25 protein-coding genes are annotated in these 26,965 nt (G+C 60.2%); 14 read left to right on the plus strand and 11 right to left on the minus strand.

Annotation, left to right across the window (positions count from 1 at the left end; translation table 11 throughout):
- The first annotated feature begins 53 nt into the window (after positions 1-53).
- Positions 54-380: a thioredoxin TrxA gene (gene trxA / locus FIV08_RS01840; protein WP_011784020.1), complete on the plus strand. Its 327-nt coding sequence runs from the start codon at positions 54-56 to the stop codon at positions 378-380.
- A 95-nt stretch (positions 381-475) separates the two neighbouring features.
- Here trxA and FIV08_RS01845 read toward each other — a convergent pair whose 3' ends face one another.
- The 4 genes from FIV08_RS01845 to moaB are packed head-to-tail and all read right to left on the minus strand — an operon-like array spanning position 476 to position 2,986.
- The gene (locus FIV08_RS01845; RefSeq protein ID WP_072678667.1) at positions 476-922 is read right to left on the minus strand and encodes a molybdenum cofactor biosynthesis protein MoaE; all 447 of its coding nucleotides are present in this window, start codon (positions 920-922) and stop codon (positions 476-478) included.
- 1 nt (position 923) lies between these two features.
- Positions 924-1,184: a molybdopterin converting factor subunit 1 gene (moaD, locus tag FIV08_RS01850; RefSeq protein WP_072678666.1), complete on the minus strand. Its 261-nt coding sequence runs from the start codon at positions 1,182-1,184 to the stop codon at positions 924-926.
- A gap of 2 nt (positions 1,185-1,186) precedes the next feature.
- Positions 1,187-2,401, minus strand: coding sequence for a gephyrin-like molybdotransferase Glp (gene glp, locus FIV08_RS01855; protein ID WP_152437173.1), 1,215 nt, complete (start codon positions 2,399-2,401; stop codon positions 1,187-1,189).
- Positions 2,402-2,413: 12 nt separating this feature from the next.
- The gene (gene moaB, locus FIV08_RS01860; protein WP_152437174.1) at positions 2,414-2,986 is read right to left on the minus strand and encodes a molybdenum cofactor biosynthesis protein B; all 573 of its coding nucleotides are present in this window, start codon (positions 2,984-2,986) and stop codon (positions 2,414-2,416) included.
- A 367-nt stretch (positions 2,987-3,353) separates the two neighbouring features.
- Here moaB and rho point away from each other — a divergent pair, with 367 nt between their 5' ends.
- The 3 genes from rho (at position 3,354) to FIV08_RS01875 (ending at position 7,341) form a co-directional block, all read left to right on the plus strand.
- Positions 3,354-4,616 (plus strand): transcription termination factor Rho, encoded by a 1,263-nt coding sequence (rho, locus tag FIV08_RS01865; protein ID WP_058091947.1) that lies wholly within the window; start codon positions 3,354-3,356, stop codon positions 4,614-4,616.
- A 231-nt stretch (positions 4,617-4,847) separates the two neighbouring features.
- The gene (ubiD, locus tag FIV08_RS01870; RefSeq protein WP_152437175.1) at positions 4,848-6,335 is read left to right on the plus strand and encodes a 4-hydroxy-3-polyprenylbenzoate decarboxylase; all 1,488 of its coding nucleotides are present in this window, start codon (positions 4,848-4,850) and stop codon (positions 6,333-6,335) included.
- Between the two features lie 13 nt (positions 6,336-6,348).
- On the plus strand, positions 6,349-7,341 hold the full coding sequence (locus tag FIV08_RS01875; protein ID WP_152437176.1) for a 2Fe-2S iron-sulfur cluster-binding protein: 993 nt from the start codon (positions 6,349-6,351) through the stop codon (positions 7,339-7,341).
- A 61-nt stretch (positions 7,342-7,402) separates the two neighbouring features.
- Here FIV08_RS01875 and FIV08_RS01880 read toward each other — a convergent pair whose 3' ends face one another.
- The 6 genes from FIV08_RS01880 to FIV08_RS01905 all read right to left on the minus strand — a co-directional run bounded on the left by FIV08_RS01880 (position 7,403) and on the right by FIV08_RS01905 (position 13,461).
- On the minus strand, positions 7,403-8,644 hold the full coding sequence (locus FIV08_RS01880; RefSeq protein WP_152437177.1) for a heme biosynthesis HemY N-terminal domain-containing protein: 1,242 nt from the start codon (positions 8,642-8,644) through the stop codon (positions 7,403-7,405).
- The gene (locus FIV08_RS01885; protein ID WP_152437178.1) at positions 8,641-9,753 is read right to left on the minus strand and encodes a uroporphyrinogen-III C-methyltransferase; all 1,113 of its coding nucleotides are present in this window, start codon (positions 9,751-9,753) and stop codon (positions 8,641-8,643) included. The genes FIV08_RS01880 and FIV08_RS01885 overlap by 4 nt, the downstream gene beginning before the upstream one ends.
- Positions 9,740-10,579, minus strand: coding sequence for a uroporphyrinogen-III synthase (locus FIV08_RS01890; protein ID WP_152437179.1), 840 nt, complete (start codon positions 10,577-10,579; stop codon positions 9,740-9,742). The genes FIV08_RS01885 and FIV08_RS01890 overlap by 14 nt, the downstream gene beginning before the upstream one ends.
- Positions 10,560-11,501 carry a hydroxymethylbilane synthase gene (gene hemC / locus FIV08_RS01895; protein ID WP_152437180.1) on the minus strand — a complete coding sequence of 314 codons (942 nt, stop codon included), beginning with the start codon at positions 11,499-11,501 and terminating at the stop codon, positions 10,560-10,562. The genes FIV08_RS01890 and hemC overlap by 20 nt, the downstream gene beginning before the upstream one ends.
- A gap of 85 nt (positions 11,502-11,586) precedes the next feature.
- The gene (locus FIV08_RS01900; protein ID WP_061332519.1) at positions 11,587-12,342 is read right to left on the minus strand and encodes a LytR/AlgR family response regulator transcription factor; all 756 of its coding nucleotides are present in this window, start codon (positions 12,340-12,342) and stop codon (positions 11,587-11,589) included.
- Between the two features lie 30 nt (positions 12,343-12,372).
- The gene (locus FIV08_RS01905) at positions 12,373-13,461 is read right to left on the minus strand and encodes a sensor histidine kinase (protein ID WP_416376904.1); all 1,089 of its coding nucleotides are present in this window, start codon (positions 13,459-13,461) and stop codon (positions 12,373-12,375) included.
- 59 nt (positions 13,462-13,520) lie between these two features.
- On the opposite strand from FIV08_RS01905, the gene argH reads away from it, so the two are divergent.
- From argH to FIV08_RS01930, 6 genes are all read left to right on the plus strand, one after another.
- A complete protein-coding gene (gene argH / locus FIV08_RS01910; RefSeq protein ID WP_152437182.1) occupies positions 13,521-14,936 on the plus strand; it encodes an argininosuccinate lyase in 1,416 nt (471 codons plus the stop codon).
- Between the two features lie 142 nt (positions 14,937-15,078).
- The gene (locus tag FIV08_RS19785; protein ID WP_228715476.1) at positions 15,079-16,173 is read left to right on the plus strand and encodes a hypothetical protein; all 1,095 of its coding nucleotides are present in this window, start codon (positions 15,079-15,081) and stop codon (positions 16,171-16,173) included.
- Positions 16,174-16,258: 85 nt separating this feature from the next.
- Positions 16,259-17,161, plus strand: coding sequence for a phospholipase effector Tle1 domain-containing protein (locus tag FIV08_RS19790; protein ID WP_267313115.1), 903 nt, complete (start codon positions 16,259-16,261; stop codon positions 17,159-17,161).
- A complete protein-coding gene (locus FIV08_RS01920) occupies positions 17,158-17,763 on the plus strand; it encodes a DUF2931 family protein (protein WP_323847459.1) in 606 nt (201 codons plus the stop codon). Before FIV08_RS19790 ends, FIV08_RS01920 begins: the two co-directional genes overlap by 4 nt.
- Before the next feature lie 34 nt (positions 17,764-17,797).
- Positions 17,798-18,403 (plus strand): DUF2931 family protein, encoded by a 606-nt coding sequence (locus FIV08_RS01925; protein ID WP_323847460.1) that lies wholly within the window; start codon positions 17,798-17,800, stop codon positions 18,401-18,403.
- Positions 18,404-18,440: 37 nt separating this feature from the next.
- A complete protein-coding gene (locus FIV08_RS01930; RefSeq protein ID WP_152437183.1) occupies positions 18,441-19,043 on the plus strand; it encodes a DUF2931 family protein in 603 nt (200 codons plus the stop codon).
- A gap of 18 nt (positions 19,044-19,061) precedes the next feature.
- Here the strand turns inward: FIV08_RS01930 and FIV08_RS01935 are convergent, their stop codons facing one another.
- Entirely contained in the window at positions 19,062-21,503 is a 2,442-nt protein-coding gene (locus FIV08_RS01935) for an EAL domain-containing protein (RefSeq protein WP_152437184.1), read from the minus strand.
- Positions 21,504-21,642: 139 nt separating this feature from the next.
- On the opposite strand from FIV08_RS01935, the gene FIV08_RS01940 reads away from it, so the two are divergent.
- The 4 genes from FIV08_RS01940 to dapF all read left to right on the plus strand — a co-directional run bounded on the left by FIV08_RS01940 (position 21,643) and on the right by dapF (position 26,959).
- Positions 21,643-24,492, plus strand: a complete 2,850-nt coding sequence (locus FIV08_RS01940) for a class I adenylate cyclase (RefSeq protein WP_152437185.1) — start codon at positions 21,643-21,645, stop codon at positions 24,490-24,492.
- A gap of 72 nt (positions 24,493-24,564) precedes the next feature.
- Positions 24,565-24,735, plus strand: coding sequence for an LPS translocon maturation chaperone LptM (lptM, locus tag FIV08_RS01945; protein ID WP_228715477.1), 171 nt, complete (start codon positions 24,565-24,567; stop codon positions 24,733-24,735).
- 44 nt (positions 24,736-24,779) lie between these two features.
- Positions 24,780-26,030: a diaminopimelate decarboxylase gene (lysA, locus tag FIV08_RS01950; RefSeq protein ID WP_061332524.1), complete on the plus strand. Its 1,251-nt coding sequence runs from the start codon at positions 24,780-24,782 to the stop codon at positions 26,028-26,030.
- A gap of 14 nt (positions 26,031-26,044) precedes the next feature.
- Positions 26,045-26,959 (plus strand): diaminopimelate epimerase, encoded by a 915-nt coding sequence (gene dapF / locus FIV08_RS01955; protein WP_152437187.1) that lies wholly within the window; start codon positions 26,045-26,047, stop codon positions 26,957-26,959.
- Positions 26,960-26,965: the final 6 nt, after the last annotated feature.

Genomic DNA, 26,965 nt, shown 5'->3' on the forward strand with positions numbered 1-26,965 from the left:
ACTCCGACGCGGCTGCGTTACAGGCCCCGGAGCGCCTGAATCAGGAAAAGGTAATGAGCGGAAATATCGTTAATGTCACCGACGCTTCTTTCGAACAGGACGTACTGAAGTCCGACGTCCCGGTACTGGTCGACTACTGGGCTGAGTGGTGCGGCCCGTGCAAGATGATTGCCCCGGTTCTGGAAGAAATCGCCGACGAATACGACGGCAAGCTCAAGGTCTGCAAGCTCAACATCGACGAAAACGAACAGACCCCGCCCAAGTTCAACATCCGTGGTATCCCGACCCTCATGCTGTTCAAGAACGGCAACGTGGACGCCACCAAAGTTGGCGCTTTGTCCAAGTCACAGCTCGCCGCCTTCCTCGACAGCAACCTCTGATCCGCTGTTGAAGAAAAACCGCCCCTGAACATGGTTCACGGGCGGTTTTTTTGTGCCTCAATCACCCTCGCTGGCCGCCAGTCGAAAAGTGAGCTTTATTCCCAGGCCTTGGAACGGTCCAGGTCCGAGTCTTTTTGCTCTACCCAGTGTTCGGTGTCTCCGGTGATTTCCTTTTTCCAGAACGGGGCTGACGTTTTCAGGGCGTCCATGATGAATTCGCAGGCTGCAAATGCATCCCCCCGGTGAGCACTGCAAACGCCGACAAACACGATCTGATCCGACAGCGCCAGCCGCCCGACCCGATGAATCACCCTCGCCTTGCGGACATCCCAGCGCTGGGAGGCGGAGTCAATCAATCCCTGAATCACCTGTTCCGTCATGCCGGGATAATGCTCCAGGAATAACCCGGTCACCCCGGACAGGTCCCCGGAGTCCCGCACCAGCCCGGAAAAGGTCGCCACCGCACCAGTGCCGGAACCGGAGGCGCGCAGCGCCTCGTATTCTGCGCCGACATCGAAATCTTCCGTCTGGATAGAAATCATTTCAACCTCCGGTCACCGGTGGAAAGAAGGCCACTTCATCGCCCGGCGTGACCGGCGTTGACGGCTTGGCCATGGCCTGGTTGACCGCCACCATGACCGGCTGGTCACCCTGCAGTTGAGCCCAGGGGCCGCCCCGGGCGGCCAGTTGTGACAACAAACCCTCAACGGTTTGGCCCGGAGTTGCCGGCAACTCAAGGCTCTCGGTATCAAGCTCCTCCCGAAGCCGTGCGAAAAAGCGAACAGTCAGGTTCTGGTCAGTCATGATCAGCTCATCAGTTCAGGGTAAGAGTAATACATCACCGGGTCACCGATATTGATGGTGCTGTTTTCCGGCACCACCGCCAGGCCGGAGCTCCAGCAAGCGGCACTCAGCACGCCGGAGCTCTGGTTCGGGGCAGCCGACACGGAAGCGGTGGCCCCGTTGCCTGTCTTGCGGGCGCGCACAAACTCCCGTCGGATGGACGGTGAATGGGTGGTGAAGTCTGCGGGCAGGCACTCCCCGATCGGCAGCGCGTCGGGTCGCCCCTGGCGTTTGCGAACGTAGGGCATCACGATGACCATAAAGGAAATCAGCACAGAGGCCGGGTTGCCGGGCAGCCCAAGCACCGGCGTGTCGTCAATGCTGCCGAACGCCAATGGTTTGCCAGGCTTGATGGCCATCCGCCACAAAGACAGCCGGCCGGACTCCTCGAGCACCGCGCGCACGTGGTCTTCTTCACCCACCGACACGCCGCCACTGGTGATGATCAGGTCGGCTTTTCTCGCCGCCTCTTGCAGTGCCTGGCGGGTGCCGTCGCGAGTGTCCCGAACGGTCTCGCAGAGAATAGCCTCACAGCCTGCCTGCGCCAGCATCCCGAGCAGGGTATAGCGATTGCTGTTGTAAATCTGGCCGGGGGCAAGTGGCTCGCCGGGTTGCACCAGTTCGTCACCGGTACTCAGGATGGCCACCCGCAACCGGTCCAGTACTGGCACCTGTGCGATGCCCATCGAGGCCAGTAAGCCCATTTCCTGGGGGCGAATAAGGGTGCCCCGGGGCAATGCCAGCTCCCCTTGGGTCAGATCCTGGCCGCGACGACGGATGTTCTGCCCGGCGTTGACTTCGGACACGATGAGGATGTTGTCATCGGTACGTTCCACCCGCTCCTGCATCACCACCGCATTCGCGCCCTCCGGAATCTCCGAACCGGTGAAGATTCGCACCGCGGTACCGGGCGCCAGTGGTTTGGGGGCCGTGCCCGCTGGCACCCGGTCAGAGACCGCCAGTGCCCGCCCGGGGGCGACGTCTGAGTGGTGCACCGCATAGCCATCCACGGCGCTGTTGTCAGCTGGGGGAACGTCCGCTGGCACATACTGGTTTTCGGCCAGGACCCGCCCCAAACACTCGCTGAGCGGCACCGCCTGGGATTGCGTCACAGCGGTGGCGCGACTCAATATGTAGTTGAGAGCGTCGTCAACAGAGATCAGGTCAGAACCTGCCATGGTACCTCCCGGTTATTTTTCTGCGCGGTTGCCAATGACTTCCTGAAGCCGGCTGAAAGCACGCTCTGGCTTGCGCATGACCAGTCCGGAATAGTTGCAGGGGCCGTGCCGGCTGTCCAGCTGGTCTTTCAGAATGCCTTCCCAGCCAGTCCTGCAGGCACCGGTTGAACCCGGCAGGCAGAAAATGACGGTATTGTTGGCCATGCCACCGAATGACCGGGACTGAATCGTGGAAGAACGGATTTCCAGCGCCGATAACCGGCGAAATTCCTCGCCGAAACCCTCAATGACCTTGTCCAGCAGGGGTTTGACCGCTTCCGGTGTGCTGTCTCGTTCGTGAAAGCCGGTGCCGCCGGTGATGATGACCGCCTGAACGTCCTGGTCCGCAACCCATTGTGAAATAATGGCGCGTATCAGGTAAATGTCGTCCGGAAGAATCCGGCGAGACACCAGTCGGTGGCCGGCCTCAATCACGCTGTCCTCGAGGAACTGCCCGGAAGTGTCCTGCTCGAAACCCCGTGTGTCAGATACCGTCAAAATAGCAATATTCAGAGGTTTGAGTTCATTGGTAAGCTCAGTGCTCATGGCTTGGCTCCGCTCAACTGCATTCGAGATGCGTTCATCAGTAATAGTAGTATCAGTATCCGTATACGGGCCGCAGATGGGAAGGGAGTAACCCATCAGAGGGAGGTGTGCCGGTGGCGGAAGATCATGAAACTGACTTAATTTTGGGCAGAGGTCTTGACAGACGCCTTCAAGGTGGTCGATTATGCGGCTTGCCCGGCGAACGGTTGTTCCCACTCTCTGGCTTCAGCAAACAAATCCGGCTTCCATCTGCACCGGTTGCTCCATCTAGCCAGCACCATGTTTCAGCTTTTTTGATCAATGCGTTCAGGGGCACCCCTGTCATTCCAACAGTCGTTTACTTCCATTCCTGACAATCCTACAAATTATGAATCTTACTGAACTCAAGCAGAAATCTGTGCCCGAATTGCTCGATATCGCGCAAGAAATGGGCCTGGACAACCTGGCTCGCTCGCGCAAACAGGATGTTATCTTCACCATCCTGAAGAAACACGCCAAGAGCGGCGAAGACATCTACGGCGACGGCGTACTGGAAATTCTGCAGGACGGTTTCGGCTTCCTCCGCTCCGGCGACGCCTCCTACCTGGCTGGCCCGGACGATATCTATGTTTCACCCAGCCAGATTCGCCGTTTCAACCTGCGTACCGGCGATACCGTCTCTGGTAAAATCCGTCCTCCCAAGGATGGTGAGCGTTACTTCGCGCTGCTGAAAGTTAACGAGATTAACTTCGACAAGCCGGACAACGCCCGCAACAAGATTCTGTTTGAAAACCTGACCCCGTTGTTCCCCCAGGAGCGATTGACCCTGGAAGTGGGCAACGGCAGTACCGAAGACCTCTCGTCTCGGGTACTCGACCTGGTAGCCCCGATCGGTAAAGGCCAGCGTGGCCTGATCGTGTCCCCGCCCAAGGCCGGTAAAACGCTGCTGATGCAGGGCATCGCCCAGTCCATCGCCCGCAACAACCCGGAATGTCACCTGATGGTGCTGCTGATTGACGAGCGCCCGGAAGAAGTGACTGAAATGCAGCGCACCGTGCGCGGCGAGGTTGTAGCCTCCACCTTCGATGAGCCGCCGGCCCGTCACGTGCAGGTAGCGGAAATGGTGATCGAAAAGGCCAAGCGCCTGGTCGAGCACAAGAAGGATGTCATCATCCTGCTGGACTCCATCACCCGCCTGGCCCGTGCCTACAACACGGTGATTCCGTCTTCCGGCAAGGTGCTCACCGGTGGTGTTGACGCCCATGCCCTGGAAAAGCCCAAACGCTTCTTCGGTGCGGCCCGGAATGTGGAAGAGGGCGGCAGCCTGACCATCCTGGCGACCGCGCTGGTGGATACCGGTTCCAAGATGGACGAGGTTATCTACGAGGAGTTCAAGGGCACCGGTAACATGGAAGTGCACCTGGACCGCAAGATTGCCGAGAAGCGTGTCTACCCGGCCATCAACATCCGTCGTTCTGGCACCCGCCGTGAAGACCTGCTGATGAGCGAAGCAGACATCCAGCGGGTGTGGATTCTGCGCAAGCTGCTGCACTCCATGGACGACGATACCGGTGCACTGGAGTTCCTGCTGGACAAGCTGCGTGACACCAAGACCAACGACGAGTTCTTCCAGTCCATGAAGCGTCGTTGATGCCGGTTCCCCTGCTCGTTTGAACATGGGGGAGCGTTACACTCCCGAAGTTCGAAGAACGAGGCCGGGAGGAGGTGCCAAAACAATCAGGGAAACCACGTTTTCCGTTTTGGCACCTCCTCCCGGCCTCGTTCCAACTCCAGAACTACGCGTGCTCAAGGACATACCACCAAAGAGCAGTCCGGATCGGCCCCAACTCCGTAGTACCGTAGATCAGAAACGGAGCACACCATGAAATACAACGACCTCAGAGACTTCATCAGTCAGCTGGAAAAGCTGGGTGAGCTGAAACGCATCAGCGTAGAAGTCGACCCCCACCTGGAAATGACCGAAATCTGCGACCGCACACTGCGGGCCGGTGGGCCGGCGTTGTTGTTTGAAAACCCGAAAGGCTACGACATGCCCGTGCTGGCCAACCTGTTCGGCACCCCCAAGCGGGTGGCCCTGGGCATGGGCCAGGAAGACGTGGCGGCGTTGCGGGAGGTTGGCAAACTGCTGGCGTTCCTGAAAGAGCCGGATCCCCCCAAGGGCTTCAAGGATGCCATCGAAAAATTACCGATCTTCAAGCAAGTGATGCGCATGAGCCCGAAAGTGCTCCGCTCGGCACCCTGCCAGGATGTGGTGATCGAAAAGGATCAGGTCGACCTGTACCAGATTCCGGTGCAGCACTGCTGGCCCGGTGACGCCGGCCCGCTGGTAACCTGGCCGCTGGTGATCACCCGAGGGCCCAATAAAGAGCGCCAGAATCTGGGTATCTATCGGCAACAGGTGATTGGTCGCAACCGGTTAATCATGCGCTGGCTTAGCCATCGGGGCGGGGCGTTGGACTACCAGGAATTCCGCCGGGCCAACCCGGACAAACCATACCCGGTCGCGGTGGCCCTGGGCGCGGACCCGGCAACCATTCTCGGCGCCGTTACCCCGGTGCCGGATTCGTTGTCCGAGTATGCCTTCGCCGGGTTGTTACGGGGTGCCCGTACCGAGCTGGTAAAGGCTGGCCTGAGTGACCTGCAGGTGCCGGCCAGTGCCGAAATTGTGCTGGAAGGGTTTATCTACCCGGATGACATGGCTCCCGAGGGACCGTTCGGGGACCATACCGGATACTATAACGAAGTAGACCATTTTCCGGTGTTTACCGTGGAGCGAATCACGCACCGCCGAGACCCGATTTATCACAGCACCTACACCGGCCGGCCGCCCGATGAGCCGGCGGTGCTCGGGGTGGCGTTGAACGAAGTGTTTATTCCGATCCTGCAGAAGCAGTTCCCGGAGATCGTGGATTTCTACCTGCCGCCGGAAGGCTGCTCCTATCGGCTGGCCATCGTTACCATGAAAAAACAGTACCCGGGCCATGCCAAACGGGTGATGATGGGCGTATGGTCGTTCCTGCGACAGTTCATGTACACCAAGTTCGTGATTGTCACCGATGACGACGTGAACGCCCGCAGCTGGGAAGATGTGATCTGGGCCATGACCACGCGGATGGACCCGGTTCGGGACACCACGATGGTGGAGAATACACCGATCGACTATCTCGACTTCGCCTCGCCGGTGTCTGGCCTGGGTTCGAAAATGGGCCTGGATGCCACCAACAAATGGCCCGGTGAGACCGATCGGGAGTGGGGCACCGCGATCACCATGACCGATGAGGTCAAGCAGCGGGTGGATGACCTGTGGGACAGCCTCGGTATTGAAATTCCCGCTGCCCGCCCCGATTGACAGGATCAGCTGGATGCATCGGATTCGGCTTCAGCCATCCGGCCTGAGTTTTCAGGTGGCAGACGATACGGACTTGCTGCTGGCCGCTGCTGAATCCGGTATTCAGGTGCCGGCCGCCTGCAGAAATGGTGTTTGTGAAATCTGTGAGGCCCGGCTGGTGTCCGGTCAGGCCCTGAATACCCGTAATCAGAAACTAATCACGGTTGGTGAGCGTTTGATGATGTGTCGAACCTTGGCGCTGACTGACCTGAAACTGGAGATACCCGCCGTTATGGCATCAGGAAATCATCAACCCCGGCAATACCTGGCGAAAGTGGTGGACGTGCGCTCCATCAGTCACGATGTGTATCGGGTTGAATTGCAGTTGCCGAAGCGCCGCGAGGTGGCTTTTCACGCCGGCCAGTACCTGTCGGTGAATCTTCCAGGTGCCGAGCCCTGCTATTTTTCGATTGCCAGCAGTCCGTCGGCCGCCAATATCGAATTGCACATCCAGGCCTCGCCAGACTGGGTGTCTGCCCAGAAGGTGATTGATGCCCTGACCTCCGGGCGGGATGTCACCGTGGAGTTGCCCCATGGCAAGGCGTGCCTGGCCGCCGCTCCGGACAAGCCGGTGCTGATGGTGGCGGCAGGCACCGGTTTTGCACAGATGAAAAGCCTGTGTGAATTCCTGCAGGAAACCCGTTTCCAGCACCCGGTCAAATTGTACTGGGGGGTGCGCAAGCACGAGGATATGTACCTGCGGTCGCTGGCCCAGCAATGGCATGACGACTGGCCACCGTTCAGCTTCTTCCCGGTGGTCGGTGACGACGAGGACAACGACTGGGGTGGCCATCACGATCAGTTGGTGGGTGCCGTGCTGGCATCCGGGGCAGACTGGCAAAATGTGGAAGTGCATGCCAGTGGCTCGCCAGCAATGGTCTACACCTTGATGGATGCGCTGATGGCTGAAGGGTTACCAAAGCAGGCGTTCTTTTCGGATGTGTTGGAATACGCTCCTCGGGATTGAACGCCGCCGTGGTGAAACGAAAAGGCCGGATGGTAACCATCCGGCCTTTTTGGTTCCGGTGTCAGGCCCTTGGCATCGGCAGGTCTGGCAGGCTGTTATCGCTTTCCAGGCCCTGCATCAGCAGCTTGATACTGGCTTCTTCTTCACCCATGTGAGCATTCAGCCGGCTTAACTCGGCCAGGGTTTCCCGGCTACGGCGCAGGTGCAGGCTGGTCTGGAAATACTCTTTTGCCTTGCCCCAGAGCTCGTTACGGAGGCTGAGGCGGCCCAGGGCCAGCAACAGCTCCGCATTATTGGGACGGTCTTTCAGCCACTGTTCGGCAATCAGCAGTTGCTCTTCGGGCTGGTTGCCCTTTACCCGCCCATACAGGTTGATGAGCTCATCGCTCCAGTGGTTTCTCAGTACCTTGCGCAACAGGGTTTCTGCCTGGGCTTCGTCACCCAGTCTGGCCAGCAGGCTGGCGTAATCCCGGATGGTGTATTCGTCCCGGCGCACAAAGCCGGGCAGTTCGTCCCATAGCCGGGTCAGCGGTTCCAGAGACGCCTCCGGGTTGTCTTTGCGCAGCTTCTGGGTGTCTTCTGCGGCCCTCTCCAGCAGGTTGTGCCATACCTGCCGTTCAAGCTCGTCCAGCTCTTTGCCTGGCAATACATCCCGCTTGCGAAGCTCCGGTATCAACCGGGACAGCTCACGCCAGTCTTCCAGGCGCAGGTAGGTGTTCTTCAGGAGCTTCAGCACAAACGGATGATGGGGCGACTCCTTGCGAAGGCGCAGCAGGGTGGCCAGGGCCTGCTCCAACCGATTGCCCGCCAGTTGCAGCTGGGCTTGGGTCAGCCCTACCGCCATGCTGGAGCCAGGGGTGCTGTCATAGGCTTTGCGCAGCAGCTCATCCACCGCTTCGTGGTCGCCGGTTTCAAAGGCCGCCTGGGCGGCCGCAAGGTAGTTGATCAGCGGTGTGTCGGCTTTGTCTGCCGAGGTGGCCAGCAGCTTGCGGGCCCGCGGCCAGTTGCCCTCGGCCAGTGCCAGTAGACCCTGGGTGGTGCGGCGCCGGGCCCGGCGTTCGTTGCCCCGGGATACCCAGCCGGCCACCATCCCGGTGCCCTGGCGCAGGTGCCTGAAGGTATTGATCAGAGAAACCGCCAGGACCACCAGCAGAATGAACAGCCCGAGGCCCACCCAGAAATTGGTTTCAATCAGGTAATGGCCCAGGCTGATGCGAATATAGCCCAGATCATAGGTCAGCCCCAGGGATAATGCGGTGCCAACCAGCAGCGCGACCAGCAGGAGCAGCAGAAGCCGGATCATGAGTCATTGCCCCCGCGTTCGGTTTCGGGAGCGTCATCATTACTGGTCGCCAGCCGGCCGGCCAGCCGCTCTTTCAGCAAGCCGAGAGACTGGCTGATATCCGGCAGGGTTGGGTCCACATTGCGGTCCGCCAGTTCCGTCAGCGTATCGGCCAGTCCCTGGATGGCTGGGTTGGTGGCATCGTACCAGTCATTGACGGTGGTGATGGCCTTGTTCAGGGCCCGTTCATACAAAGGCTGGTTGCCCCGAAGGACGGCCATTTCCGCCTCTTCCAGCATCAACTGAAGGTTAAGGCGAGCCCAGGCGCTCTGGTCCGGCGACAACAGGGGTTTGACCGGTTCGTCCAGGCGACGGACCACGACCACCTGTTTGAGGGTATCAAGGAAACGATTCCAGCCCCGCACAAACATGTTGCGGCCATCGGCCGGGGCATTCGGGTCTTCGGTCATCTGGAAGCCGGGGGCCTGATCGTGAATCAGGGCCTGGTCGGTCAGGTCGTGAATGCTGGCAATGGCCGCTTCCAGTTTCAGGTACAGCCCGGTGCGGTCGACGCCCTGGATGCCACGCAGTGACAGAATTTCTCGGGCCAGTTGCTGGCGAACCGGGTAAACCCCGATGTCATCGGATTCCCGCAGAACCTCATCCGCAGATTCCAGGGCAGACAGGGCACCCCGGATATCTTTCTCAATCAACAGGCGCTGGTTGGCGATGCGTAGCAGGTATTCTGCCTCGGCCAGCAGCCAGTCGGTCCGGGTACGATTCCCGGCCTCAAGCAGTTCCCGGGCGTTGTGGTCAATCTGTCGCTGCTGGGTGGCGATCAGCTCGCGCTGGGCCGAAAGCTTATTCTCCAGTGACTGAAGGCGCTGGCTTTGCTCGCTGCCACGGCTGCCATAACGGTCTTCCAGTTGTGCCGTATCCTGGCGCAATTCCTGGATGACCAGCATGGTGGTTTTGTGGGTTTGCCATTGTTGCCAGTTCCAGAACGCCAGAGCCAGGGCAATAATCAGCGCCACAATGGCAATCAGCCATACTGGCCACAGGCGCACGGGGGCGGGATTGGCCGGATTAACCGGAGCGGGCAGTTGCTTTGTTGTTTCAGTCACGGGCATCCTTACTTGGTTTACCGTTGTCACCGGCCTCCTGCATCAACCAGGAAGCCACACTGGTCACCAGATCCTGATCAGCCAGGCCGTCCGGAACCAGTACGTTCCTGAAGCCGGCCTTGCGGGCCTGCTCCGAGACTCGTTCCGCTGGAACCACCAACAGCGCATTGTTCAGAGTCGCCAGGAACGCGCTGCTGGCCTCTACCAGATTGTTCAGGGTTTCACCGGAAAGCGCAATAATCACCTCCGGCCGGAACCCAGCGAAATTGTCTTCTAAGTCGTTGGCAGCATAGTACGGCCGGAAGCGTCGGTACAGCGGCAGAACCGTTACACGGGCACCACGTTGCTCCAGGGTCTGCCGGATCAGCTCGCGGCCGTCTTCTCCCCGTGCCAGTAGCACCTTTTCATGGTTTAGATTCTGCAAACCCGGCAGGGCCAGCAGGGCTTCACTGGTCCAGCCATTGTCTGGCTTGTTCGGGCTCAGACCGTGGTGGGCGAAAACCGCGGCGGTGCCGGCCCCCACGCCATACCACTGGATTCCCATGGGCACCTGAGGCCACCAGTGATCGATCTCACCAAGTAGCAAGCTGGCGGCGTAGGGGCTGACGGCAATGATGTGAGCGAAGTGGTCCAGATCCTGAAGAGTCGACCGGCGCTCTGGTGTTTCAGGTAGCGGCTCCCGGGCCATCAAGGGCATCCGGCGAACCTCGGCGCCGGCGGCCTGAAAAGCCTGTGCCAGGCGGCTTGCCTCGGGTTCTGGCCGGCAAATCAGTATGCGCCGGCCCTGCAAGGGCCGGGCCTGGCTATTCCGATCAGCTTGGGGTGTGGCCATAGATCTCAGCCAGTACCTTGTCAGCACCCATAGCCAGCAGTTGCTCAGCCAGTTCACGGCCCAGGCGTTCGCCTTCGGCGCGGGGCGCGCGGCCTTCAACCCGAAAAATCTCGGTGCCGTCGACAGCACCGACCAGTCCACGCAGCCACAATGTGTTGTCGTCTTCCAGCAGGGCATAGGCGGCAATGGGAACCTGGCAACCCCCTTCGAGGCGCCGGTTCAGGGCCCTTTCTGCTTTCACCCGGTCAGAGGTATCGTCGTGATTCAGTGGTGCCAGCAATGCCCGCAGCTCGCTGTCATCGAGGCGGCATTCAATACCCAGCGCGCCCTGGCCAACGGCCGGAAGCGAGACCGTATCCGGCATGCAGTAGCGTATCCGGTCGTGGAAGCCCAGGCGCTTGAGGCCGGAGCTGGCCAGGACAATGGCGTCGTACTCGCCGGCATCCAGCTTGGCCAGTCGGGTGTTGACGTTGCCTCGCAGCATCTTGATTTCCAGGTCAGGGCGGTTGGCCCTGAGCTGCGTTTCGCGGCGCAGACTTGAGGTGCCAACCACGGCACCCTGGGGCAGTTGGTCCAGATTCCCGTACTGATTGCTGATAAACGCATCGGTCGGGTCTTCGCGCTCACAGATAGCCACCAGGCCAAGGCCCTCCGGGAATTCCATGGGCACGTCTTTCATGGAATGCACCGCAAGGTCGGCCCGGCCGTCCAGCATGGCTTCTTCCAGCTCCTTCACAAACAGGCCCTTGCCACCAATCTTGGCCAGGGGCACGTCCAGAATCTTGTCGCCCTGGGTTTTGATCTTCACCAGCTCCACGGTGATGTGATCGTGCAGCCTTTCCAGTTCGGATTTGATGAATTCCGCCTGCCACAACGCCAGGGCGCTGCTGCGGGTTGCAATGCGAAGGGTTCGTGTTGACATGGCACTCACAGTCATAGGAAAAAATGTGCCCCAAGGTTACCTTGTGGCAGTGAAAAAGTCCCGCCGTAGACGACCGTGTACCCCGTCAGGGGGAGGGTTGGTGCTCCTGCAACCACTGCCTGACATGGCTGGCATGGCGGCGGCTGACCGGTAGCAGGGTGTCTGAGTCGTTCAGTGCCAGCATGCTCTGACCATCGCTGTTGCGCCGCAGGGCCTGGATGAAACGCACGCCGACCAGGGTATGCCGATGAATGCGTAACAGTTTTTCCGGGTACGCCTGCTCCAGTTCTTTCAGGGTGTAATCACAGACCGTTTCACCCCGGCTGTGGTGCAGGGTGACGTATTTCTGGTCCGCTTCGCAGTAGCGGATGTCTGTAAGATCAATCAGTTCTGTTCCCCGGTGGGTGCGCACGGCAACCTGTTCGGTGGTCAGGTCGCTGTTGTGGGTCAGGGCCTGGAGCTGAACCCGGTTTACCTTTCCTGCCCTTGCCAGAGCGTCTGCCAGAGCCTCCCGTCGCACCGGTTTGAGCAGGTAGGCGATGGCGCGAACCTCGAACGCCTGAATGGCATAGTGGTCGTAGGCTGTACAGAAAATAACCGCCGGCGGGTTGCTGAGCTGGCTCAGCTGGTGCGCCGCTTCCATGCCGTCCATGCCCGGCATGCGAATGTCCATCAGCAGGATATCCGGTTCCAGCTCGGCCACCTTGCGCAGGGCGTCATTGCCATCGCTCGCTTCACCGCACACCCGGTATTCCGGCAGTTCTTCCACCAGGCGCTGAATGCGCTGCCGGGCCAGGGGTTCGTCGTCTGCGATCAGAATGCGCTGCGGTTGTTGGTTCATGGTGCTCCTGCGGTCGCCTGGTCTGTTTTGTCAGCTTGCTGTCCTTGCGGGCAGCCTGAGGGTAACAGTGTAGATGTTGTGTTGATGGCTGTGTTTGAGAACCGCTGGCTCGCCGAACAAAGCCTGGAGCCTGGCCTGAATGTTAACAAGGGCCACCTGGTTGCCCTGGTGCTGGCGGTTGCTGGACTCCGGTTTCGGGTTCTGGACCATCAAGTATACAAAATGGCCTTTGCCGTACACCTCGATCCGCACTGTGCCGCCCTCGGGCCTGGGCTGAATGCCGTGGTAGATGGCGTTCTCTACCAGCGGTTGCAAGGTCAGCGGAGGAATGGCCTGATGCTCCAGGCCCGGCTGTATGTCCCAGTCCAGCGTTAACCGGTCTCCCAGGCGCAGGGCTTCAATGGCCAGATAGCGTTGGCACAGTTCCAGCTCACGGCTGAGTGGCACCAGTTGATCATCGGTGCGCAGGCTGGCCCGGAACAGTTCGGACAGATCCAGCACCGCCTCCTCTGCCTGGTCCGGATTGCTGGCAATCAGGCTGGCAATGGTGTTCATGCTGTTAAACAGGAAATGGGGCTGGATCCTGGCCTGCAGCGACGTCAGCCGGGCCTGCATTTCGGCCTCTCGCTGTTGTTGCCACTGGTGCTGCAGGTAAAAGTAGCGCAACACCATCAGCACGATCAGCAGCGCCACCAACAGTTTCTTGGCAATGCCCTGCCACAGCGCAACCCCCGGCTGCGGGTGCAACACGTTGTCGGCAAACAGGCTGAAGGCCAGCACATCCAGCAGCACAATGACCACAATGGCGAGGGTGGCGCGGGCGACGCTCATCTGCGCCAGCCATGGCCGCAGCAGGCAGATCAGTGCGGCACTGGTGAGGGTGGTCCACTGCACGAACAGTGACAGCAAGCCGAAGTAGTTCCAGTCTATCCAGCCGCGCTCGGCCTGCACGATGGACAACACCAGGACAAAAAGCTCACTGGTGACCAGCAGCAGGAACACCGCCCGCACCCGGCAAAGATCGGGCACGTAGAAGTCGGTGGAGTCCTTCTTGTTGATGCCTTTGTCGGTTGCCAGGGGAGTCTCCTTAACCGTGGTCAGAATGCTATACTGCGGCAAATTTTCACTTATCCATTGCCGGCGTGATGATGCCGGGCTGTCAGCAGGAAAGATAGACCATGACGGATCAGAAAAAGTCTGACCAGACCACATCCTCCGAAAAACCCTGGGGTGGCCGCTTCAGCGAGCCCACAGACGCCTTTGTTGAACGCTTCACGGCGTCGGTCGGTTTTGACCAGCGCCTGTATCACCATGATATTACCGGCTCCATCGCCCACGCCACCATGCTGGCGAAAGTGGGTGTGCTCACCGACGCTGAGCGAGACCAGATTATTGATGGTCTGAAAGGCGTTAAAGAAGACATCGAGGCCGGGCGCTTCGAGTGGTCTGTGAGCCTGGAAGACGTGCACATGAACATCGAAGCCCGGCTGACCGACCGCATCGGCATTACCGGTAAAAAGCTGCACACCGGCCGCAGCCGTAACGACCAGGTAGCCACTGATATCCGCCTGTACCTGCGGGACGAAATCGACGTGATTGCCGAGGAACTGGCCCGCCTGCAGGCTGGCCTGTTGGACCTGGCCGAGCGCGAAGCGGACACCATCATGCCCGGCTTCACCCACCTGCAGACCGCCCAGCCGGTCACCTTCGGCCACCACCTGCTGGCCTGGTACGAGATGCTGGTGCGCGATGCCGATCGCCTGCAGGATTGTCGCAAGCGGGTGAATGTGATGCCCCTGGGCGCTGCCGCCCTGGCCGGTACCACCTATCCGATCGACCGTAACCTGACCGCGGAACTGCTGGGCTTTGACCGGCCCACTGAAAACAGCCTGGATTCGGTGTCTGACCGGGACTTCGCCATCGAATTCTGCAGCTTTGCCGCCCTGCTGATGACCCACCTGTCCCGGTTCAGTGAAGAACTGGTGCTGTGGACTTCGGCCCAGTTTGATTTCATCGACCTGCCGGACCGCTTCTGCACCGGTTCCTCCATCATGCCCCAGAAGAAAAACCCGGACGTGCCAGAGCTGGTGCGCGGCAAGACCGGCCGCGTCAATGGCCACCTGATCAGCCTGCTGACCCTGATGAAGAGCCAGCCGCTGGCCTACAACAAGGACAATCAGGAAGATAAAGAGCCGCTGTTCGACACCGTCGATACCATCAAGGGCTGCCTGAAGGCCTACGCCGACATGATTCCGGCGATCGAAGCCAAGGCCGATAACATGCGGGTAGCGGCCAAGCGGGGCTTCTCTACCGCCACCGATCTGGCCGATTACCTGGTCAAGAAAGGCGTGCCATTCCGGGATGCCCACGAGATTGTCGGCAAATCCGTGGCTTTTGGTGTGGCCGAAGGCCGTGACCTGTCCGATATGACCCTGGAAGAACTGCAGCAGTTCTCCGACGTGATTGGTGAGGATGTGTTTGACGTGCTGACCCTGGAAGGCTCCGTGCAGGCCCGTGATCACCTGGGCGGCACCGCACCGAGCCAGGTGCGCGCGGCGGTGGCCCGCGCCCGGAAGGGGCTAAGGCTGGTGTAGTCCATGGGTGTGTCATAGACTGATCAGCGTAGAAAATTTATGACAAAACCGTGAAGTGCGGTTTTGTCATAAATACGAAATATCGGCTAGGATTGCCGATACATTTTTACCCGTCTTCTACCGTCAACAAGGAATGCTGACGATGAGCTTCATGAAACTGGTCAGGCCCTCGGAGCTGAGAGCCTGTGATCTCCCCCTCGTTGAAACCCCCTTTTTCGCCGCCGATAAGGCCAGGCGCCTGGTTGAAGAGAACGACCATGTTCGTTCAAACATGCACTCGTTATTCAGGTACGACTACCGTGACCGAGGCAATATAGCCGAGACTGTCCAACGGACTGTGAAAAACGGTGAGCTGATGTTGGTCTGTGAAGGCTGGGATGGACCCTTCTCTCCCTTGGTGACCTGGCAGCCAGACGACAGCCTGCCTGCCGGCGGCCGGTGGCGGGTAAATGACAACTGGATATACACGCCTTCGGCGATTGAGAGCGCCGTGGCGCAACTGAACGAATGCGGCGTGACCCCCGATCAGTTGCGCGAATCCGACCCCTGGGGGGTTGGGGCGCTGGAAGTGAATATGTTCTCGATGCACTACCGGCAGTGTCAGCGCCGGGAACAGTCGGCGCAGGGCAATGTGGATAACCACCGGCTGACCCTGCCCCTGGGGGCGTCTGCATCGGTGGCTCCGCTGCCTGCGGTGGCAACACCAGCAGACGAAGACACCAGGGCGGACTCAGCCCAGGCACCTTCCCCCAGAATTCACCTGGAGGTGGGCCTGTTTACCGATGGCACTATGAACAATGCCACCAATACCCGGGCCTTCGTTGAGCAGTTGGAGCAGGAGTGCCTGATTCCCTACGAGAATAACACCATCAGCCGGGAAGAGTGTGAGTGGCGGATGGGCCTGATGGTGGGAGACAGTTACGCCAACGCGGCCAGCAATGTGGCCAAGTTGTGGGATTTGTACATCGAAGAAGAAAAAGAGGTGGATGGTACCAGCACCTACCGGTTCAGTATCTATGCTCCTGGGGCGGGCACCAAGACCGGTGATGATGATGACCTGTATAGCGCAGCCACCGGCATGGGGGAGGCTGGCATTATCCCGCAGGTGGCCTATGCCTTCTCTCAACTGGCCCAGCAGGCTAAAGACACCTTACAAGACAAGCCCATCGATCGGTTAACCCTCGACCTGTTCGGCTTCAGCCGGGGGGGCTGCTGCGGCCCGCCACGCTGCGCATGAGATTAATCAGGGGGAAAGCGGTCTGCTCGCCGAGATACTGGCTCAGAACCATATTCCTTGGCCGGAGACGGTAGAAGTTCGCTTCGTGGGACTATTCGATTCCGTGGCCGCCATCGTTAACCCGGCTGCTGGTGATTTATCGGCTCATAACAACCGCAATCATCCGGTGAAGCTGTACCTGGATCCGGACAGGGTGGGCCATGCGGTGCACCTCACAGCGGCCCATGAGCACCGTAGAAACTTTGCTTTGAACAGTCTGCAAAGCCGCGACGGCAGCATGCCGGCCAACTTCCGGGAAATCGCCCTGCCAGGTGTTCATTCCGATATTGGCGGTGGTTACGGCGACAGCCAGCGCGAGGACGTGCTGTTAAGCCCCAGGCTGCAGGTACCTCGCGACCGGCTGCGCTGGCCGGACAAAACCCTGCAGTGGGACAACCTGGAGGCCAAACGGAAACAGGCAGAGGCAGAAGGCTGGATAGGCCCCTACAACCTGCCGGTACGGCAATCCGAACAGTTGCAGGCATGGCCGAAAGACCAGGGCCCTGAAGGGCCAGCCCGGCTGGAAATTGTTACCCGGCGCCAGGAGCACCCGGCGCCGGATGGGCGGGTGGAGCTGGTGTTGCGGATGTTGCGCCAGGTGCAGGGGGAGTACTCGCAGGTGGCCTTGAGGTTGATGCATCGGCTGGCCACTGATAGCGGTGCACCGCTGCAAGATGTCGATACCAGGAAAGCCAACAATACCTTGCCAGAGGAACTGAAGCCCATCCTGCAACAAGTTCTGGAACAGGTTGTACAAGGGAGCGATGCCCCCTCAGTGACCACGGAACACGAGAACCTGTTACTCCAACGCTATATCCATTACTCGGCTCACTACAACAGCATAGATACCCTGGTGGCGGGAATGCCGGCGAAGTTAGGCGGAGTGCATCCCCACGCACCAGAGCCTTCCGGGGAGCGCCAAGTATATCCACAGACAGAGGGCGAATGATGATTCAGAGAATTCTGGCCATGGGCATCGTGGCCATGGCCCTGTTGGGCAGCGGGTGTTCGGCGTGGTCGAAAGCAGACGACACACTTTGGATGATCAGGATAGCGGCGCCACAGCACTACGAAGTGTGGGTGACCGACATGTTTCTGGAGAAGTCGGGTGAGCGGAGCTGGCGCCAGCCCATTGGCACCGTGGGGTGCTGCTGGAAGGGGCCCCATGGCCCCCGTGGTAAGGGAGCCGGAGTTGACCCCTTTCCGGAACTGATTCTCGTCAATTGGTTCTCTTTTGCGGAGCAGAAGTACTACACCAAAATAATTAAGGTGCCGCCAGACCTGCTGGACCGAATGCGGGAGCCGGCAACCTACAAGACGCCGATGGGTGTGTATTCCGGCCCCCGGCACTTCATGACCATTGGCCTAGCCCCCGGCGGTACCGTGGTGGTCTGGATTTCGAACCAGATTGGCAACGAAATCGAGGTAATGCGCATGCAGGCCACGGAGGTGCCGGGTGATCCGGATGATTTTGAGGTAGGAACCAGGAATTATCTCGAGAAGCACTGCGACTACCTCAGGGAACATGGCATCCCGATGGAGGGCTGGTAGGCGGCTCCGTCGCTTAGCCACAGACAGAGGGCGAATGATGATTCAGAAGATTATGGCTATGGGACTCGTGGCCATGGCCCTGTTGGGCAGCGGGTGTTCGACGTGGTCGAAAGCAGACGACACACTTTGGATGATCAGCATAGCGGCACCACAGCACTACGAAGTGTGGGTGACCGACATGTTTCTGGAGAAGACCGGTGAGCGGAGCTGGCGCCAGCCCATAGGTACCGTGGGGTGCTGCTGGAAGGGGCCCCATGGTCCAACCGGAGCGGGGGCCGGGGTGGACCCCTTCCCGGAACTGATTCTGGTCAATTGGTTCTCCTTTGCGGAGCAGAAGTACTACACCAAGATAATCAAGGTGCCGCCAGACCTGCTGGACCGAATGCGGGAGCCGGCCACCTATGTCACCCAGGTTGATGTGCGCTCAGGCCCCCGGGATACCATGACCATTGGCCTGGCGCCCGGCGGTACCGTGGTGGTCTGGATTTCGAATCAGATTGGCAATGAGATCGAGGTAATGCGCATGCAGGCCACGGAGGTGCCGGGTGATCCTTCCCGATTCACGGAACGCACAAAAGGCTATCTCGAACGTAACGGTGACTACCTCAGGGAACATGGCATCCCGATGGAGGGCTGGTAGGCTGCCCCGTCGCTTAGCCACAGACAGAGGGCGAATAATGATTCAGAAGATTCTGGCCATGGGCATCGTGGCCATGGCCCTGTTGGGCAGCGGGTGTTCGGCGTGGTCGAAAGCAGACGACACACTTTGGATGATCAGCATAGCGGCACCACAGCACTACGAAGTGTGGGTGACCGACATGTTTCTGGAAAAGACCGGTGAGCGGAGCTGGCGCCAGCCCATAGGTACCGTGGGGTGCTGCTGGAAGGGGCCCCATGGTCCAACCGGAGCGGGGGCCGGGGTGGACCCCTTCCCGGAACTGATTCTTGTGAATTGGTTTTCCTACGCGGAGCAGAAGTACTACACCAAGATAATCAAGGTGCCGCCAGACCTGCTGGACCGAATGCGGGAGCCGGCAACCTACAAGACTCCGATGGGTGTGTATTCCGGCCCCCGGAACTTTATGACCATTGGCCTGGCCCCCGGCGGTACCGTGGTGGTCTGGATTTTGAATCAGATCGGCAATGAGATCGAGGTGATGCGCATACAGGCCACGGAGGTGCCGGGTGATCCTTCCCGATTCACGGAACGCACAAAAGGCTATCTCGAACGTAACGGTGACTACCTCAGGGAACATGGCATCCCGATGGAGGGCTGGTAGGCGGCTCCCCGCAACCGCTTACCCGCCTATCCGGCCGGTGCTGAGTTCTACCTCCGCTGGCTTGAGCTCGTCCAGTGGCCGCGGCCGTGACAACCGGTAACCCTGGCCAAAGTGAATGCCCAGGGTTCGGACTTTCCTGAGGGTTTCATCGTTCTCGATAAAGGTGGCGACGGTTTCCTTGCCGGCGGTTTCGGCAATACGGTGCAGGGCGTCCACCATGATCTGCTGCACCGGATCACGTTCCAGGTCGTTCATGATGCGCCGGTCCAGTTTGATGATATCCACCGGCAGGTTGGCGGCCAGGCTGTAACTTTCCACGGATGCCCCCGCTCCTTCCAGGGCAACCCGGCACCCCGCCCGGTGCAGGGCGTCACATAATACGGCTACCTCATCCGGATACTGGGTGGCGTGGGATTCCCGGATCTCCAGGCAGAAACAACGGGCCTGGAACGGGGTCTGGCGCACCTGTTGTTCCATGAAATCAGCAAAGGTGTCATCCAGAATGGTGGCCAGCGACAGGTTGAAGCCGCAGTACTTCAGCCTTGGCTCCAACAGTCGATGCTGGCTCAGCCACTGGAGAGTCTGCCGGATAACCTGGCGGTCCAGGCGCTTGGCCAGGTCAAACCGCTCTGCCACCGGCAGGAATTGTTCTGGCAGCAGGGGCGAGTCGTCGCCTGTACCCGGAATGCGACACAGGATTTCAATGTGGTCACCCCAGGTGACGCTGGCCACCGGCTTGAGGGATTGAAACTCCAGAATCAGCTGGCCGTTATCCAGGGCCTGATGCAGCTGTTCAAGCTGGCGGTCGGTGCCCCGATTGGCCAACTCGCCGGGCAGGGCCTGGGTGGTGTGGATACGGTTGCGCCCGGAGGTCTTGGCGGTATGGCACAGGTCGGCGGCCTGGGTCAGTAGTTGTTCAGGCTGGAGCGGAGCGTCGGTTCCGAGAATCAGCAGGCCGCCGCTGGCGGTGGTCTGTAACTGTCTGCCCTGCCATTCAAACTGGAACTGGGCAATCTGCTCCCGGATCTCCTCGGCAATCTTGCGGGCTCTGGGTTCGGGGCAGTTTTCTATGAACAGGGCAAAGGTGTCACCGGACAGCCGGGCCAGGGCGTCCCGCTGGCGCACCCGCAGCCCGAGCATGCCGGCCAGTTCACGCAGGTACCGATCGCAGGTGCCACTGCCGGCCTGTTCGTTGAACTGTTCAAAACTGTCCAGGTCGAGCAGCAGTAAGCCGTCCATCGACTGGCGTTTGCGCTTATGCTTCATGGCCCGTTCCAGATGCTCGACAAAGGAGCGCCGGTTCATCAATCCGGTTACCGGGTCATGGCGCATCCGGTAGTCGCCGCTGCCGCTGTGCTGGACACGATTGCTGATATCTTTGGCAACATGGACGGCACCGACCACCTCGCCTTGCAGGCCCTGGATATTCTGGAAATGAAATTCGTAGACCGGCAGGCCTTCGCCCTGGCGGTTCAGGGGCATCTCGGCCACGAAGTGCTCCCGGTCAAAGGCCCGTTGCCACAGGCGCTCAATCATGCGCCGTTCGTTGGTAAAGTCGGCAAGCAGGGTTTTAAGGTTGTCGCCGGGCCTTGGTTCGGCGCCAAAGGCGTTTCGGAACTGTTCTGCCCAGGGAGCGTTGAAATGCAACAGGTTCAGGCTGGTGTCGACAGCGACCACGAGGTCTGGCGTGGCGTTGGCGGTTGCTTCCAGTATCCTCTGGGCCTGCTGCCGGGCGTGGTCGTGTAGCATGGCTTCACTGTGGTTGACCATCACGCCACCGAGCTTCTGGATCCGGCCGCCGCTTTTCAGGGCGCGGCCCGACAGGATGACTCGTTGCAGACGTTGCCGGCTGGTCAATACCGACAGCTCCATACTGAACGGGCGGCCCGTGCGCATGCAACGGCGGAACAGGGCACGCACGCGGTTCTGGCCGACCTGGCAGTAGAACAAGGCCTGTTCGGGTGACAACTCCGTCCCGGGGCGCAACTCCAGCAAGCGGTACATGCCCTCGGACCAGCTAATCTCATTGGAGGTCATATCCAGTTCCCAGAGCCCGAAACCCGCGCCTTGTTCTGCCAGTCGTAACAGGCGGCCGTCCATGTCGCCGCTGTCTTTCAGGGAAATGGTGGCGTTGGCGGCCTGGTCTGAATCACGCATTTCCATGCGCAAGCCCAGAATGGCGGTAAAAAAGAAGCCATCCTTGTGGCGGAAGGTCACCAGCACCGTCTGGCCGTTGTCCAGGTGGTGTCGGTGGGCCGGGGCAAAGGGATCGTCCTGCCGGGAGGCGAGAATGCGCTGCACCGGCTGTCTGATCAACGCCCCGGCGTCGTAGCCGAACATGGCCTCGGCATGGCGGTCGACGTGGGCGATTCGGCCATCGTCGTCTACCCGCAGCAGGGTTGGCTGAATGACAGGTCCGGACAGATCCGGCCGATAACGTTGAATAATGAATTCTTTCACAGCGCAGGTGCCTCTTCAGGAGGTGCCGGTTCCGATGTTTACCGAAAACGGGTCATCCTTTTATTTTTTTACCGGTTTTGCCACGATTCATTCATCATACTGACTATCTGACCGAAAATAACCACTTGCCGGAGCCCTCTTGACTGTTCTCGCACCGCCCATCGTTCTCGACTTTGAGGACGGCATTGACCGAAAAACCCTGCGGCGGCTGCGGGACCGGTTTCTGTTGGTCAATCGTCAGCGCTGGGAACGGGCATGTTCCGCCCTGACTTACCGGCAGCAGGTGGTGCTTGAACTGTTACCGCTGGCGTTTCACCTGAATCATCCCGCTTTACCGGGCTATCTTGATGGCAGCTGCCCCCAGGGCCTGGCCGGCTATACGCCGGGTAACGATGTGCTGAATTCCGCGCGCCGTTTTGCCCGAAGTTTCAGTGTTCGCGACCAAGGGCTTCGCAAGGCCGATCTCGATAGTCTGTTCCTGATGGGCAGCCCCGGCACCCTTGGGCACTCGGTTGCCAGTGATCTGGATGCCTGGCTTTGTCATCGGGATGATCTGCCTGAACAGGGCATCCGCAGCCTGGAGCGCAAGGCCGAAAAACTCTCGCAATGGGCGGCAACGCTGGGCGTTGAGCTTCACGTGTTTGTCTTCTCGGCCGCTGACTGGCGGGCCGGCCGGCAGCGGGCCGAGGTCACCGGAGAGAACTGTGGCAGTGCCCAGCACTTTCTGTTGCTGGATGAATTCTACCGGACCAGCATCCATCTGGCTGGGCGGTATCCGCTCTGGTGGCTGATTCCGTCGGAGGCCGAGGCGGACTATGGGGAGTGCCGCCGGCGTTTGCTGGAGTGCCGGTTCATCAAGGCCAGCGAGTACATTGATTTTGGCGCCGTGCCGTCGATTCCGGATGAGGAGTTCCCCGGCGCCGGTATCTGGCAGCTCTACAAAGGCATTGATGCTCCCTGGAAGGCCATTCTCAAGTTGTTTCTGATTGAGTGTTACGCCACCGATACCGCCCAGCCGTTATTGTCCGCCAGCTTCAAACAGGCGGTGTATCAGGGGCAAACCAGTGCCGATGTACTGGACCCCTACGTCATGCTGTATCAGCGCCTGGAGCAATGGCTGTTGACCAGTGGTGCTCCGGAACGCCTGGACCTGGTGCGCCGGAGCTTGTACCTGAAGGCGGGATTGCCCCTCACGCGGGCTGGCATGGCGGGTGACCAATGGCGAATCGATCTGCTACGACAGCTGGTGCAGCAGTGGGAATGGGGCGAAGACCGCCTCAGTGCCCTGGATGATCGCCAGCGCTGGCGGGCTGAAGAGGTGACCGGTCTCAGGCGGAACATCGTGGCGGAGCTTACCCACAGTTACCGCCTGTTGTCCCGCATGGCCCGGGAACAGCAGACCCGGGCGGCCATCAGCGCCAATGACATCAACCTGCTGGGTCGCAAACTCTACGCCGCCTTTCAGCGCAAGGCAGGCAAGATCGAACTGGTTAACCCGGGCCTGGTGCCGTCGCTGGCCGAGGAAAACCTGTCGTTTCACCACCAGTCCGAGCAGGGCGGCGAAGGTGACGGTTGGTTGCTGTACCGGGATCTTGAAGATCCCTCGGATGCTTTCTGGCAACCGGTGATCCGCCGTGCAGGCAATCTGGCGGAACTGCTGGTGTGGTGTTATTGCAATGGCCTGCTGCACCGATCAACCCGGCTGAACGTGCGCGCGGGCAAGAGTGTCGCCTCGGTGGCCGAGCTGAAAGACATTGTGGAGGTGTTGTCTGGCTTTCTGCCCATGCCCATGGCTCCGGCACCCCGGGAAGCGCTGTCCCGAGGCGTGCGCCCGCTGAAAAACCTGCTGCTGATTAACGTGGCTGTGGACCCGCAAGCCCACCTGACCGAACGTGGGCTGCACAAGCTCAGTGCCCGTTCCGATTCACTGGGGTTCAGCGGCGGTCGCGATAACCTGGTGCTGACCATTGATCAGATTACCCTGAACAGCTGGCATGAGATCAGTCTGCAGCACTACGCCGCCGGCGATACCCTGATCCAGTGCCTGAAAAACGTGTTGGCTCAGGTGGCGATCAACCCGGCCGATCTGCCGGAAATTCGCGTGGCGGCCCCCAGCAGAGGGCACGGCAGCGCCATCGCACGCCGGGTACGGGAGTTGTTCGCAGATGTATTGCGCCAGTTCTTTGCCGGCGGCACCGGGCCGCACCCCTTGCGTTACATCATCGAGATGGATCATCGCTATTTCTTGCTGCAGTTCAGCGGACGGGAACCGGGGTTTGTCGCCCTGGACAGTCGTGAAGCTCTGCTGGCAGCGCTGTTGCAGCCTCAGGATCGGTATCTGCCAATAGTGCCGGACCGCCATGCCTTGCGGGAAGAGCCGGTGTTAAAGGCGGTCTGCGCGGCGGCCGAAGCAGGGAACATTCAGGTGTTCTGGTTGCTTCAGGGTGACCGTGGCCAGCTCTGGGTTGTCGATGAGCATGGCAGTTTGTGGACCCGTTCGGTCCGGGCAGGGCACCGCAACCACCTGCTTGGTCCGTTAATGCGTTTCCTGGAGAACCTGGTGGAACGGCGCCTGTTGCGCCAGGCAGATAACCTGGACCCGGCGGGCGGTATCCGTTGTTATGAAATGGTGCGCCGCGACGGCCGCTGGATGGCTGAACTCCGACCCTATCAGGGCGCCATGGTGCCACTTTCGGGCCTGGAGGTTCAGGCCGTCGGTGTTCAGCAGGGCGACAGCACACTGCGGTTCGATATCTACTGCAACGATCAGGAATTCAGTGTGCAGGAATACGGGGACCGGCTGATTCCCGCCGTCGCCCACTACATCCGTTCACTGCGCCAAAGTGGTGAGTCTTATCCGGTGTATCTCACCGACCTGCACCTGCCCCATGATCTGGACCCGCAATTGTATCAACGGGATATCCAGACCGGTCAGTCACTGTATTACCGTACCAGGCTCGAAGACGCCCTCAACAGTTATCTGCCGTAAGCCATCGGGTCCCTCGCGATCAGGGGCGGGTGTCGGGTATACTTCGGCCATTATTCACTCAGGGGTATGGGTATGCAGGTTGGACCATCTCGCCGGCCGTGGGCGCTCTCGATGCTATTGTTGCTGCTGCTTTCCGGTTGCGGCCAGAAGGGGCCACTGTACCGGGACGTGCCGCAGGCAGATCCGGCCCGGTCCGGTCAGGTCGATGAGCGCGCCGACACCGATGAGTCGCCGGAACGCTGAGCGGCCAACCCTGGCAGTAACCCATCCAGATAGTCAGGATCAACATGGATCATTTCAATTACCGCAATGGCGAACTGTACGCCGAAGATGTTCCGGTGGCGTCAATCGCTGAGCGTTTTGGCACTCCGGCTTACGTATATTCCCGGGCCACCCTCGAGCGCCACTACCGGGCTTATGACAGCGCCCTGAATGGCCGCCCGCACCTGGTGTGCTATGCCGTGAAGGCCAACAGCAACCTGGCGGTGCTCAATGTGCTGGCGCGACTTGGCGCCGGTTTTGATATTGTCTCTGCCGGTGAGCTGGAGCGGGTGCTGCGCGCCGGTGGCGATGCCGCCAGGGTGGTGTTCTCCGGCGTTGGCAAGCAGGAATGGGAAATGAAGCGGGCGCTGGAAGTGGGCGTGCGCTGTTTCAACGTTGAATCTGACACCGAGCTGGACCGCCTGAACAAAGTGGCCGGAGAGTTGGGCGTGAGGGCACCGGTATCGCTTCGGGTGAACCCGGATGTCGATGCCGGCACCCATCCCTACATTTCCACCGGACTGAAGGAAAACAAGTTTGGTATCGATATCGCCGAGGCCCCTCAGGTTTACGCCCGTGCCGCAGCGTTACCGAATCTGGATGTCCATGGGGTGGACTGTCACATTGGTTCCCAGCTGACGTCAGTCTCGCCGTTTCTGGATGCCCTGGACCGGGTGTTGGTGCTGATCGATACCCTGGCGGACCAGGGCATTCATATCCGCCATCTGGACATGGGGGGCGGCCTGGGAGTGACCTACAATCAGGAACAGCCCCCGCAGCCAGCGGATTACGTCAAGGCACTGGCCGAGCGGCTGGGTGATCGGGAGCTGGAACTGATCATGGAGCCGGGCCGCTCCATTGCCGCCAACGCCGGCATATTGCTGACCCGCGTGGAGTTTCTGAAGTGCACCGAGCATCGTAACTTCGCCATTATCGATGCCGCCATGAACGACCTGATCCGCCCGGCACTGTATAGCGCCTGGCAGGCCATCATCCCGGTACAGCCTCATCAGGATGGCGAGGAAAAAGCCTGGGATCTGGTCGGGCCGGTGTGCGAAACCGGCGATTTTCTGGGCAAGGATCGTAAACTCCGGCTGAAGGCGGGCGATTTGCTTGCGGTTCGGTCAGCCGGTGCCTACGGTTTCGTTATGGCGTCCAATTACAACACGCGTAACCGCCCGCCCGAGTTGATGGTTGACGGCGATCAGGTGCATGTGGTGCGCCGCCGGGAGACTCTGGACGATCAGCTTGGCCCTGAAAGTTGCCTGCCGGAATGAACGGGGAGCAAGAAATGAATCCGCAAAGACGGGGCCAGGGGCCGTTGCTCCGGTTTACCAAGATGCACGGGCTGGGGAACGACTTTATGGTGGTGGATGCCATCAGCCAGCCTTTCCGTCTGCGCCCGGAGTTGATCCGGGAGCTGGCGGACCGGAACTTTGGTATTGGCTTCGACCAGTTGCTGGTGGTCGAACCGCCGGGTCTGCCTGATGTGGATTTTCGCTATCGTATTTTTAATGCCGATGGTTCGGAAGTGGAGCAGTGCGGTAACGGCGCCCGCTGCTTTGCCCGGTTTGTGCGTGACCAGCGCCTGACCAACAAGCGGGTGATCCGGGTACAGACTGCCAAGGGCGTGATCGAGCTGAAAATCGGCAAGGATGGCCTGGTGATGGTCAATATGGGCGTGCCGGAACTCAATCCGCCCGCCATTCCCTTCGCCGCGGACTGTCAGAAGACCGTGTACACCGTCGATGTCGATGGCCAGAGCGTGGAATTGTCGGCGGTTTCCATGGGCAATCCCCACGGTGTACTGGTGGTGGATGACGTCGACACGGCGCCGGTGGCCACCCTTGGGCCCATGCTGGAGAAGCATCCCCGGTTCCCCGCGCGGGCCAATATCGGATTCCTGCAGATCGTCGACCGGAGCCATGCCCGCTTGCGTGTATTTGAGCGTGGTTCGGGAGAAACCCTGGCCTGTGGCAGTGGAGCCTGTGCTGCGGTGGTGGCCGGCCAGCTGCGAGGCCTGCTGGATACCCGGGTGGAGGTGGAGCTGCGGGGTGGCCGGCTGGTGATCGAATGGCAGGGGAATGGGTCCCCTGTTATGATGGAAGGTCCCGCTAAAACGGTATTTGAAGGGCAGCTTCGTCTGCCGGGCGATCCCCAGCCCCGGCGTCGCAGAAGTTCCCGAACCACTAAAACAAGGTCCTGACGGCTC

The sequence above is a fragment of the Marinobacter sp. THAF197a genome, assembly GCF_009363275.1.
Lineage (GTDB): Bacteria > Pseudomonadota > Gammaproteobacteria > Pseudomonadales > Oleiphilaceae > Marinobacter.